Raw genomic sequence first — 12097 nt, 5'->3', positions numbered from 1 at the left:
TGGGCATGGCCAGCGGGATCCGCTAGCATAGGCGGCAACATATATGATCGATACGCTTTTAAGAGACGAGAGTTCAGATGGATGATCTGCTAGCCCCAGTGCGCCAGTTTTTGCAGTGCGAGACCCCGGATGAGTGGGTGGAGATGGCGCGGGATCCGGCCCGTTTACCGACCCTGCTCATCGATCACGCCAACTGCGAGACCAAGGCCGCACTCACTGCCCACAGTCTGGTGCGCCGCTACTGCCTGCCTAAGGGCAAGCGCCATCTGCTGCCCAAGCTGGAGTTCTATCGCGAGCTGGATGCCATTCCGGAGAAGGCCGAGATCCTGGGCAAACGCAGCATGGGGGAGTCTGATCGCACCGTCTTTGCCGAGCTGGAGCGCAATCCACTGCTGTTTCCCATGGTACGGCTCATTCAGGAGGAGCTGCATCACTTCGAGCAGGTGCTGGAGATCATGCAGGCCCGCGGCATCGAATACGGGCCGGTGACGGCCTCCCGCTATGCCCGCCAGTTGATGCAGCATGTGCGCACCCATGAGCCTGCCACCATAGTCGACAAGATGATCATCGGCGCCTATATCGAGGCCCGCTCCTGCGAGCGCTTTGCCAAGCTGGCGCCCCATCTGGACGAAGAGCTGAGCCGCTTCTATGTCTCTTTGCTGCGCTCCGAAGCGCGCCACTATCAGGATTACCTGAGCCTGGCCGAACAGTACGCAGGGGAGGATATCAGCGAACGGGTGGCCTTCTTTGGCAAGCTGGAAGCCGAGCTAATCTGCTCGCCGGATCCGCAGTTCCGGTTCCATAGCGGCCTGCCTGTCACATCTGACAGTTGTTGACGCACAGGGGGCAAACTACTATTGCCCTGTTCCTACTACGAGCGACAAGTAGTTACTTTTGAGCGCAATTCCCGGCCCTGAGCCGGGATCTTTTTTTCTGTCGTACCTCCTTCCTGCTTTTGGCGCTCTATGCTGAATCCCTGGCTCTTTTTGCGTCTTCCCCTTGCGATGAAATCCTGTTCGATCAGCCGGTTATTGTGGTGATAAAGTGCTCATTCAAGTGGCTCACCCTTGTAGAAACGGGCGAAACCGTGTACTTTTTTGCCTTCGCAAGATTTGAATAACCAATCAATAGGAGCGTGTATGCGCATTGTTCTGTTGGGGGCTCCGGGCGCCGGCAAAGGTACCCAGGCTCAGTTCATCATGGAAAAACACGGTATTCCCCAGATCTCCACCGGCGACATGCTGCGTGCGGCGATCAAAGCGGGCACCGAGCTCGGTCTGAAAGCCAAAGCTGTGATGGACGCAGGTCAGCTGGTCTCTGACGACATCATCATCGGTCTGGTCAAAGAGCGCATCGCTCAGCCGGACTGCGCCAAAGGCTTCCTGTTGGACGGTTTCCCGCGCACCATTCCCCAGGCGCAAGCCATGAAGGACGCCGGTGTCGTGGTTGATTTCGTGCTGGAGTTCGATGTGCCGGACGAAGAGATCGTCAAGCGCATGAGCGGCCGTCGCGTTCACTCCGGCTCCGGCCGTACCTACCACGTGGTGTTCAACCCGCCGAAAGTGGAAGGCAAGGATGACGTGACCGGTGAAGATCTGGTGATCCGCGCCGACGACGAAGAGACCACAGTACGCAAGCGTCTGGATGTATATCATCAGCAGACCGCGCCGTTGATCGGTTTCTACGGCAAAGAGGCGGAAGCGGGCCACACCCGTTACGTCAAGATCGACGGCACTCAGCCGGTTGATCTGGTCAGCAAGCAGCTTGCCACCATTTTGGGCTGATCTTTGCTGCCGGCACAGTTTCCCGTGCCATCAGATAAATAAAGAGAAGGGCCCTGTCGGGCCCTTTTTGCATAATGACAGATAGACAGGAAGCCAACGTGACCACGAAAACCGGAATATTGCTGGTCAATCTGGGTACCCCAGCCGCACCGACCACCGCTGCCGTCAAAGCGTTCCTCAGCCAGTTCCTGCACGATCCCCGTGTGGTGGACCTGCCCCGTTACCTCTGGTGTCCGCTGCTCCACTTCATCATCTTGCCGACGCGCTCGCCCAAAGTGGCCAAGCTCTATCAGCAGGTCTGGACCGAGCAGGGCTCGCCGCTGATGGTGATAAGCAAGCAGCAGCGCGCTGCGCTGGAGCAGGAGCTCAAGCGGGAGGGCGTCGATGTGCCGGTGGAGCTGGCGATGACCTATGGTTCCCCGTCAGTGAATGATGGCTGGCAGGCGCTCAAGGCCAAAGGGGTCAACCGGGTGATCCTGTTGCCGCTCTATCCGCAATATTCGGTCAGTACCACCGCCTCGGTCTTTGATGCCTGGGGCAAGGCGATGAAGAGAGAGCGCAATCTGCCGGTGGTACGGCTCATTCGTGATTATCACGCCCATCCCGAATACATTCAGGCGCTGGCCATGAGCGTTCGCCGTCACTGGGAGCAGCACGGTCAGGGTGATCACCTGCTGATGTCGTTCCACGGTATTCCCGAGCGCTACGAGAACGAAGGGGACCCCTATGGTCACCAGTGTCGCCATACCGCCAGCTTGCTGGCCGAGGCGCTCGGGCTGGAGGCAGGACAGTGGACAGCCAGCTTCCAGTCCCGCTTTGGCAAGGAGGAGTGGCTCAAGCCCTACACCGACGTGACCATCGCTGGCATGCCGGCAGCGGGCATCAAGCGGCTCGATGTGATTTGTCCTGCCTTTGCGGCCGACTGCCTCGAAACCCTCGAGGAAATTCAGGTACAGAATCGGGAGATCTTCATGGAGGCCGGTGGCGAGCGGTTTGAATATATTCCGGCCCTCAACAGCGATCAGGCCCACATCAGGATGATGGTCTCGCTCATCTGCCGCGAATTGGCATGAGTGACCGGCAGTCAGTCAAACAAGGAGTTGAGTCATGGTACATATCACGCTGATATACGCAGGCCTGCTTGGGCTGCTGTTTCTGGGGCTCTCCTTCTGGGTGGTCAAACGCCGCGCCCAGTTCGGGGTGATGATAGGGCAGGGGGAGGCCCCCGAGCTGCTGGCGGCGATCCGGGCCCACGGTAATTTTGCCGAGTATGTGCCGCTGACCCTGCTGCTGATGGCGCTGTGCGAGCTCTCCGGTGCCGGTGCGCTCTGGCTGCATGCCGGTGGCGCCATGCTACTGGTTGGCCGCATCCTGCATGCCATCGGCATCCAGATCCCCAAAGCCCCCAATGTGCCCCGTTTTCTGGGCACCTTGCTGTTCTGGCTCGCCCTCGGCCTCTTCTCGGTGCTGGCTCTGTTGCAGGGCATGGCGGCCGCCTGAAAACAGGCGCTTTGTATGCTATTGAACCACCTCGGGCGGGGTGGTTTTTTTATGGTGAAAAGGCAAACGTTTTTCCTTGCGGGCCTTGTCTATACTGACTCCATTATTTAAACAGGGCGACTTTTCGGGGCGGCGGATTGTGTTAAAATCCCGCCCCTCTTTCCCCCAGAGCACAGAACATTGCCATGAAATTTCCCGGTCAGCGCAAGTCCAAACACTACTTCCCTGTCGACAGACGCGATCCCCTGGTTCCGCAAAATCCCCTGTTAACCGAGCTGGGCAAAGCCTACGTGGTCGGGATTGATCAGACCCTGGTTGATATCGAAGCCCATGTGGATGAAGACTTTCTGACCCGTTATGGTCTGAGCAAGGGGCACTCCGTCGTTATCAATGACGATGTAGCCGAACGGATTTATGACGAGCTCAAGGCCAACAACATGGTGGTGAGCGAGTTTGCCGGTGGCACCATTGGCAACACGGTACACAACTACTCGGTGCTGGCCGATTCCCACTCCATCCTGCTGGGTGTGATGAGTCAGGACATTCGCATCGGCTGCTACGCCTACCGTTATCTGTGCAACACCTCTTCCCGCGTCAATCTGGACTACCTGCAGCCGGTTGATGGCCCCATCGGCCGTTGCTTCACTTTCATTACCGAGTGCGGCGAGCGCAGCTTCGGCATCAACGCCGGCAAGATGAATCAGCTGGATGTGCAGCACATTCCGGAGGATGTGATCAAAGGGGCGTCAGCCCTGGTGATCACCGCCTATCTGGTGCGTGGTGACGATGGTGATCCGATGAAAGAGGCGGCCATGACCGCGGTGCGTTATGCCCGCGAGGCCGGTATTCCCGTGGTGCTGACCCTGGGCACCCGTTTCGTCATCGACGAAAACCCCCAGTGGTGGCGCGACTTCATTGCCGAGAACGTGACTGTGCTGGCGATGAACGAAGACGAAGGTGAAGCCCTGACCGGTATCGCTGATCCGCTCGGTGCTGCCGACAAGGCACTCGACTGGGCCGACATGGTGCTCTGTACTGCTGGCCCCATCGGCCTTTACATGGCGAGCTACACCGATGAGGACTACAAGCGCGAGACCACTCATACCCTGCTGCCCGGCGTTATCCCCGAGTTCAACATGTATGAGTTCAGCCGCCCGATGGCCCGTGCCAAGTGCCGTAAACCGGCCCGCATCTACTCCCACATCTCCCCGTATATGGGTGGCCCGGAGAAGATCAAGAACACCAACGGGGCAGGGGATGGCGCCCTTTCCGCCGTGCTGCACGACATGGTAGCCAACTCCTATCACCGGATGAATGTGCCCAACTCCGCCAAGCACATCTCCGAGTTCCTGACCTACTCCTCACTGGCCCAGGTGTGCAAATACGCCAACCGCGTCAGCTACGAGGTGTTGGCCCAGAGCAGTCCCCGTCTCTCCCGCGGTTTGCCGGAGAAAGAGGACAGCCTGGAAGAGGTTTACTGGGAGCGTTGATCTCCTGAATCTGCAAGGCGCCTCCACTGGGAGGCGTTTTTGCAGGCAAATGGGAGTTATCCCGGCTTTTTTCCCGGAATAACCCCAATATGCTTGAGTCCATGTCACTTTTACGACACCATTTGGCCATCGTATTGTCGCCCGACAATGCCGCAGCACCCGAAAGAAAGAGAGAATCCCATGAGCATGCTTAACGACAACCTTGACGCCAATTTCCAACTGTTTATCGAACAAGTCCGCGAGTCGGGTCAGGTGTGGGGTCTGCGCTATGGGGAAGACTGGGTCGTCTGCCGCTCCGCCGAATTTGAAGATGCCGACGTGATGCCGCTCTGGTCTGCCGAAGAGGACGCCCGTCTGCACTGTGTTGACGAGTGGGCCGATTACGAGCCGGAAGTGATCGATCTGGAAGAGTTTCTCGATATCTGGATCAACGATCTGGATGAAGACGATGTACTGGTCGGCCCGAACTGGAACGCCGATCTGGAAGGCCAGGAGCTCGAACCCATCGAGCTGGCCAAGGCTCTGGTTGAACTGGACGCCTGAAAGCGCCTCCATTGATGGCCTGAACGCACAGGCCATCGGGACAAAGACCGGCATCCGTGAGGGTGTCGGTTTTTTTATGGTCGAATGGTCCGATTGATGAGTTAAAAGCCGATTTGCCTTTGCACCTGTCAGGGGGATGGTCCATCATCAACCTTTTGCCAAGGGAGGAGCACCATGTTTGTATTTGACGTAACGGGAGCTGCGGGTGAGAAGGCCAGCATTCGGGTGCAGGCGCTGGATTGGGCGCAAGCCGGACCAGTGACCTTCCAGTGCGATGATGATCAGCTGGCGGTCGTACTCCTGAGTGGTTGTCGTTGCGATGCGGTGGGCTTTTTCAACCTGTTGGCGGGGTGTAAACCGCTCTATATCGAGCAGTGGCTCAGCTATCTGCAAGAGAGCGGTCGCATTGGCAAGTGGAGTCACCAGACCGAGAGTCCCGCCGATGGGGACTATCTGGCCAGAGCAGGTCTGGAGCACGATGAACTCAATACCCTGCTTGGCCAGGTCTATCAGGTGGCGGGGTTCAATCGCCTGCAAATCAACCGTTACCTCAAGAACCGCCACAACCCCACCACGCTGGCGACCCGTTACGATCAAAAAGAGCTGGAGCGCTATCGCCAGCTCAATGACATCATTCTGACCCTTTTGAAGCTGAAGCATCCTCAGTAAAGAGCCCCAGCTGGCTGATATCCGGTCGCAACGGTTGCGGCCGGGCGATCAGATAGCCCTGCAAGCCATCCACGTACATCCCCTGCAGCAGCTGTTTCTGGCCAAGCTGTTCCACCCCCTCTGCAATCACCTGACATCCCATCCGATGTGATACATCGACGATCATCCGCACAAACTGCTGGTTGGTCTGATCCTGCTCCAGCCCGGTGATCAGGGCAGGATCGAGCTTGATGTAGTCGGGCTTGAGCTCGCGAAACAGGGTAAAGGAGCCGATCCCCTTGCCGAAATTGGCGATGGCCGATCGACTGCCGTTGCGACGCAGCAGTTCAAACACCCGCTTGGCGCCTGTCAGGTTGCGCTCCAGATGCTCTTCATCCAGTTCGAACACCAGATTGGCGCTGGTATTGGGATCTTTGAGTAGTTGGCGGTCAAGCCAGATCAGGAAGGCGCTGTTTTGCAGCAAGTTGGGAGAGAGATTGATCCCCCAGCGACTCTGGTTGGCACCAAAGGCCCGGTACTGGCGCATGATGTGGGTAATGACCAGCTGCTCCAGCCGCATCACCATATCCAGGCGCTGTGCCATGGCAAACAGGGTGTCGGTGGGCAGGGCGGTGCCGTCATTGCCGCTGAAGCGGGTGTAGATCTCGTTGTAGGCCAGCATGCTACGGTGCAGGGGCTGGATCGGCTGGTAGGTAAAGCTGAGGCGCTCCTGCGCCAGCACTTCGGTCAGCACGTCGCGCCAGTGGTGTTGCCCCTGTAGCTCGGAGGCGCTGTCATCCTGCTGGATGGCCCAGCCGTTGATGGTTTCAGTCTGGGCGCGAGCCAGCGCCAGATCCGCTCTGGCCAGCACAGCTTCGATTTTCTGGCCGCTGCTGAGCTTGGTCAGCCCCGAGTAACCGGTGCTCTCCAGCTCGTGCTGATCCTGATAGTGATCGAAGGCCACCTTCAAATCCTGCCCCAGCAGATGGGGGGGAATATTGGCCACCGGTTGCACCAGCACGGCAAAATCGGCCCCCGAGATGCGGTAGACCTGATTGCCCGGGAAGCGGCTTACCACCCGCTTGATGAGAGCTGCCATGTCCTTGATGTAGGCATCACCAGACTGGAAGCCGCGCTGGGCGTTGATCTTGCCAAGCTCGGTGGCACGGATCAGCACCAAGGTCGCGGTCTGGGTGTCCTGATCCCGCTGTAGCAACTCGGTCATGTCGCGGCGAAACGCGTGGCGGTTGAGTAGCTGGGTCAGCTCGTCTGTGGTGGCCAGGTTGCTGAGCTCGGTCAGCTGGCGATGGGCGCTCTGCTCGGCGCTTTCGAACTGTTCCAGCAGCTGTTGCAGCACCTCCTGGGAGGCGGGCTCATCGAGTTGTGAGGGATCCCTCCCCCTGATCGCCTTGACCCAGGTGAGCTCCTGATGCTGGAGCATGCCATCCATGGTGCGGATGGCCAGCATCAACAGCAGGATCATGCCAAGCAGTGTGGTGGCCAGAATAATGGCCAATGTGAGCGGTGTGCTCTGAAGGGCCAACCAAACTGCTTGCAGGAGCAGCAGGGGTATGGTCACTATGGTGGCGATCAGAAAGAGGGTACGTCCGAGCTTGTGAACCATCTTGTCATCCTTGAAGTGGCTGCTTTGTGGGGGAATTTTAACCAAGCTGGCGGAGCAAAGCATGCTATTCCTCGCAACTCGGTGAAAAGGGTCAATTGAGATCGGTTAAATGTGAGTGAAACCACTTTCACAGGTGCCGAAACAGGCGAAGATGAGTTGAAAATAGATCAAACAAGGCAGAGGTAAATCATGTTGTTAGAGCCCGAAAATAGTGCCAAAGCACGACAATTATTGAACCAGAGTATGGCACTGGTGCTGGCGGGTGGACGTGGTAGTCGCCTGAAGCAGTTGACTGACAACCGCGCCAAGCCTGCCGTCCATTTCGGTGGCAAATTCCGGATCATTGATTTTGTGCTCTCCAACTGTATCAACTCGGGGATCCGCCGCGTTGGTGTAGTCACCCAATACAAATCTCACAGCCTGCTGCGTCACCTGCAATCGGGCTGGTCCTTCCTGCGTTACCAGATGAACGAATTCATCGACCTGCTCCCTGCCCAGCAACGGGTGGACGAGGTGCACTGGTATCGCGGTACCGCCGATGCCATCTATCAGAACGTCGATATCATCCGTGACTACGGCCCCAAATACCTGGTGGTGCTGGCGGGGGATCACATCTACAAGATGGATTACGCCGCCATGCTGCTCGACCATGTGCGCCTTGGCGCCAAGGTGACGGTCGCTTGTATCGAGGTGCCGCGGGCCGAGGCATCGGCCTTCGGGATCATGGATATCGACGAGCAGCGCAAGATCCGCGCCTTCGTCGAAAAACCGGCCAATCCGCCCGCCATGCCGGGTTGTGAAGATCGCTCGCTGGCCTCCATGGGGATCTATATCTTCGAGGCGGAGTACCTCTACCAACTGCTGGAGGAGGACATTCTCAATCAGGACTCCAAACACGACTTCGGGATGGATGTGATCCCCCGCATCGTGGAGGAGGGGATGGCATTTGCTCACCCCTTCAACATGTCCTGTGTCGGGGCACGCGAGGGGCAAAAGCCCTACTGGCGTGACGTGGGTACGCTGGACTCCTTCTGGGAAGCGAACATGGATCTCGCCTCCGTGCTGCCCGAGCTCGATATCTACGATCAGAACTGGCCCATCTGGACCAGCCAGACCCTGACGCCACCGGCCAAGTTTGTGCAGGACCGCAACGGTCAGCATGGCATGACCATCAACTCCATGTTCTCGGGCGGTACCATCGTCAGCGGGTCATTTGTGCTCAACTCGGTGCTCTTTACCAATGTGCGGGTGCACTCCTTCTGCACCCTAGATCAGGCCATCATCTTCCCCGGGGTAGAGATTGGTGCCGGTTGCCGTCTGCGCCGGGTGGTGGTGGACAAGGGATGTGTGCTGCCCGATGGGCTGGTGGTGGGCGAGAATGCCGATGAGGATAGCCGCCGCTTCTACCGCTCCGAGCAGGGGATTGTGTTGGTGACCAAGGAGATGCTGGACAAGCTGGTTTGAGGAAGGCCCTTGAAACTGTGTCAGACGCTGTAATGCAAAGGGAGCCAATTTGGCTCCCTTTTTCATGCTGGTGAATGGCGAGGATTACTCGCTAACCACTGCTTTAGCGGCCATCACCATGGCGGTGCCGTGCTTGCCACCGGCGGCGGTCACTTGCGGTACGCCATCTTCATCGGTGTCGCTGCCGGCACCTTCGATGATGTTCTCGCCGGAGTCACCGATCCACTCGGCCATCTGCATGCCACCGTTGACGGTGCCACGGAACCAGCTGACGTACTGACCGGTCAGCTTGGCCAGCTCCAGCTCGGGCGCCTTCTCGGCCCCTTCGTTGCGCAGGTTCAGCATGGCAGAGCGCAGGGCGCCGGAGATGGCAGCCTGGGTCCAGGGGGTGTATTCACCCTGTTTACCCGCCAGCCAGGTGCCCGCTTTGGCATTGAAGTAGGCCTTGTCGGCAGCGATAAACAGCTCGCGGGCGGCAGTGCGGTACTTGGCATCGGAGGTAGCGAGGAACGCGGCGGTCAGGCCGCGGATGGCGGCAAACTGCGCGTCGATGGAGTGGCCGGCATCGAGCTTGCCACCCAGGGTGATGCCGTCATGCACCAGCCCATTTTTGCCCTTGAGATTGGCAAGGATGAAATCGGCCTGTTTGCGGATCAAGTCGAGCGCCTCTTGACCCTGCTTGGTCTTGAGGTTCAGCTCGCCATTGTCACCGGCGGCGTAACCGACCGGCAGCGCGTCCTGAGCGCGCTGGAAGATCTGCAGGGCGACCAGTGCGTAAGCGGCGTCAAAGGTGGTGACGTGCTTGCCCTGTTTGCCTACCTGCCAGCTGTCGACCAGGGTGCCAGCCTTGGTATCAAAGTGCAGGGCTGCCAGGTTCTTGAAGGTGAGGTTGGAGAGATTTATCGCCAGCGAGAAGGCATCGCTGCCCGCGACCGCTTTGCCCAGGTCATTGGTCTTGTTGGCAGCCGGTGCGGCGGCAAACGGCGCACCGTCAAACACGGCGTGGAAGGCCGGGTTCTGGTTGGTGTTGGCGCTGCGCTGATCGCTGAAGGCATAGAACTCGGAGAGCGGCCACAGCATCATCCAGGCATCGCGCAGCTGGGCGGAGCTATCCATCACCTCCAGCTTGCCGATGGCACCGGCATCGTTGCTGCTGGTTTCGGTCACTTTCACCTGATGGGGGAAGTAAATCACGCCCTTGGCCGGATCGTACTGCGGGGTAATCTTGGCACCCAGTTGCTTGCCATCGAAGCCAAGCTGGTTCTGCATGATGGCCAGCTTGTCGATGGATTGCTCGGTCAGCATCATGCCGTTGAAGCCATCGGCGGCAGAGACGCCCAGCTTGTGCTTGCCATCCTGATCCATGGTGGCGGAGGCGGCTTCTACCTCTTCATCGGTCTCGGCCACGTGCATGCCGCCGAGGAAGTCTTGCGACCACATCACCTCTTTGAGCAGGATGCCGCCCACCGCTGCGGGCACCAGCAGGTTGTCGCTGCCGCTCCAGCGCAGGGTGCTGTAGTCGCGGAAGTAGGCTGGCACCTGGGTCTTGACGGTTTTCTCGGTCCCTTTGGCGGTCTTGATGGTGATCTGGTCGCCATTGACCGGGGTGGCGTTGACGGCCTGGGCAAACTCCGGATTGGCGGAGGCGTAGGGCAGGGAGAGGGGATACATGCCCTGCGGCACTTCATCAGCCGGGAAGCCAACGGCATCGGCCATGGCCAATACCCGTTGCCCCAGAGAGGCCATGGTGCCGCCTCGGGCAAGGTTTTGCGGCCCGTTCACCAGATGCGGGCCCATGCCGGATTGGTAGTTGAGGGCGTACATCGCCTCTTCGGAGTATTCGTAGGATTCGATGCCGGCAGCGAAGTCGAACGGGGTCGGCTCATCGGCACGGTTGGCATCCAGCACATCCAGATCCAGCCCCAGCGCTTCGGCAAGCGGCTCACCGGAGAGCTCGAATTCGGTATAGGCCAGCATGTTGGCGGCGGTATTGAATGTCTTGTCTTCGACTTTGACGGCTGCGTGTGCGGCGCCGCTGATCAGTGCGCAGGCGATCGCCTGAACCAGTACGGTTTTTCTCATGTCCCTTCTCACCATTGGTTTTATTATTGACGCTTCTCATAACGAATCTAAATGAGAATGGTCTGCATTATGCTGTGTTGACGGGGACTTGAGAAGTAAAAAACCGTCCCATTCGGCTGCACGTTAAACCGGGTGTGTGCTGTCGAAGAGGGCGGTTATCTGTTTATTGCGATGAAAGTGCCAGTGCGGCGGCGATCAGAGCAGCTTGAACGGGATGACCAGACGGCCAGGCTCTACCTTGAGGGCTTCGACCTCATCCTTGATCCTAGCTTCGTTCTTGCGGCTGCTGTCGAGGCGGTAGACCGGTGTCTGCGACAGGAACAGGGAGAGCGACTGATTGAAGGTGGGCAGCAGCGGGGTGAGGGCAGCCCCAATATCGGCCGGCTCGGTCTTGACCGAGACCAGTTCAAGGTCGCGCAGATAGATGGCGCCCTGATCGGCCACATAGTCCGGGCGTGCGCTCAGGGCAAAGCGGATCTTCATCTGCTGGCTGCCAAGGGGGCTGCTCACTTGCAGGTCGCCAGCGGCGTCCAGCTCGATGCGATCTGCTTGTTTGCGGCCTATACGGCTCTGCATCTCATCCAGACGGATCTTGCTCGACATGATGCCGGGGATCCCCAGCTGTTTTTCAAAAGAGACCTGATCTTTGAGGTACTGGTTGATTTCGGCCTCGCTGACATTGTACTGGGTCAGGGAGCAGGCCCCCAGCAGCAGGGCGAGAGGGAGTAACAACAGCTGTTTCAACATGATGGATTCCGCTTGGGCAACTATGATGGCGCTATCTTACGCGATAACGGGCGTGGAATGAGAGCCTCATACCGTGGGAAATCACGGAGTTGCTGCATTCCCGATTGTTTTTTGGCAACCGCCGGGTTCATCATCGACGAGTGAGCGGAATAGGGCTGGGCTGTTGGCTGCGGGCGTAGGTTTACGCCTTAAGCAGAGAGAAGAGAACAGAGAGC

At 58.6% G+C, this 12097-nt stretch carries 11 protein-coding genes; 8 read left to right on the top strand and 3 right to left on the bottom strand.

The genetic code is table 11. The features are described 5' to 3' along the window. The first annotated feature begins 77 nt into the window (after window positions 1–77). From miaE to AB5Y73_RS02820, 7 genes are all read left to right on the top strand, one after another. A complete protein-coding gene (gene miaE, locus AB5Y73_RS02850) occupies window positions 78–836 on the top strand; it encodes a tRNA-(ms[2]io[6]A)-hydroxylase (protein ID WP_005346385.1) in 759 nt (252 codons plus the stop codon). Window positions 837–1139: 303 nt separating this feature from the next. Beyond that, window positions 1140–1784, top strand: a complete 645-nt coding sequence (adk, locus tag AB5Y73_RS02845; protein ID WP_005337083.1) for an adenylate kinase — start codon at window positions 1140–1142, stop codon at window positions 1782–1784. A 98-nt stretch (window positions 1785–1882) separates the two neighbouring features. Continuing rightward, window positions 1883–2857, top strand: coding sequence for a ferrochelatase (gene hemH / locus AB5Y73_RS02840; RefSeq protein WP_042080404.1), 975 nt, complete (start codon window positions 1883–1885; stop codon window positions 2855–2857). 34 nt (window positions 2858–2891) lie between these two features. Continuing rightward, the gene (locus AB5Y73_RS02835; RefSeq protein ID WP_005359993.1) at window positions 2892–3284 is read left to right on the top strand and encodes an MAPEG family protein; all 393 of its coding nucleotides are present in this window, start codon (window positions 2892–2894) and stop codon (window positions 3282–3284) included. 185 nt (window positions 3285–3469) lie between these two features. After that, complete coding sequence (locus tag AB5Y73_RS02830; protein WP_005337079.1) at window positions 3470–4774, top strand: inosine/guanosine kinase; 1305 nt, start codon at window positions 3470–3472, stop codon at window positions 4772–4774. 180 nt (window positions 4775–4954) lie between these two features. Then, window positions 4955–5317: a DUF2750 domain-containing protein gene (locus AB5Y73_RS02825; RefSeq protein ID WP_005337077.1), complete on the top strand. Its 363-nt coding sequence runs from the start codon at window positions 4955–4957 to the stop codon at window positions 5315–5317. Window positions 5318–5491: 174 nt separating this feature from the next. Then, entirely contained in the window at window positions 5492–5986 is a 495-nt protein-coding gene (locus AB5Y73_RS02820; protein WP_042055706.1) for a hypothetical protein, read from the top strand. Here AB5Y73_RS02820 and AB5Y73_RS02815 read toward each other — a convergent pair. Continuing rightward, window positions 5949–7589: an EAL domain-containing protein gene (locus AB5Y73_RS02815; RefSeq protein WP_064338135.1), complete on the bottom strand. Its 1641-nt coding sequence runs from the start codon at window positions 7587–7589 to the stop codon at window positions 5949–5951. The genes AB5Y73_RS02820 and AB5Y73_RS02815 overlap by 38 nt on opposite strands. Before the next feature lie 189 nt (window positions 7590–7778). On the opposite strand from AB5Y73_RS02815, the gene glgC reads away from it, so the two are divergent. Continuing rightward, window positions 7779–9053 (top strand): glucose-1-phosphate adenylyltransferase, encoded by a 1275-nt coding sequence (gene glgC / locus AB5Y73_RS02810; protein ID WP_108613211.1) that lies wholly within the window; start codon window positions 7779–7781, stop codon window positions 9051–9053. Window positions 9054–9137: 84 nt separating this feature from the next. Here the strand turns inward: glgC and AB5Y73_RS02805 are convergent, their stop codons facing one another. Continuing rightward, window positions 9138–11135 (bottom strand): hypothetical protein, encoded by a 1998-nt coding sequence (locus AB5Y73_RS02805; RefSeq protein WP_181497371.1) that lies wholly within the window; start codon window positions 11133–11135, stop codon window positions 9138–9140. A 195-nt stretch (window positions 11136–11330) separates the two neighbouring features. Then, complete coding sequence (locus AB5Y73_RS02800) at window positions 11331–11882, bottom strand: lipoprotein (RefSeq protein ID WP_181497370.1); 552 nt, start codon at window positions 11880–11882, stop codon at window positions 11331–11333. Window positions 11883–12097 lie beyond the last annotated feature (215 nt).

The organism is Aeromonas sp. s7(2024), assembly GCF_040907825.1.
Taxonomy (GTDB): Bacteria; Pseudomonadota; Gammaproteobacteria; order Enterobacterales; family Aeromonadaceae; genus Aeromonas; species Aeromonas veronii.
This window is presented reverse-complemented; position numbering and strand designations above follow the sequence as displayed.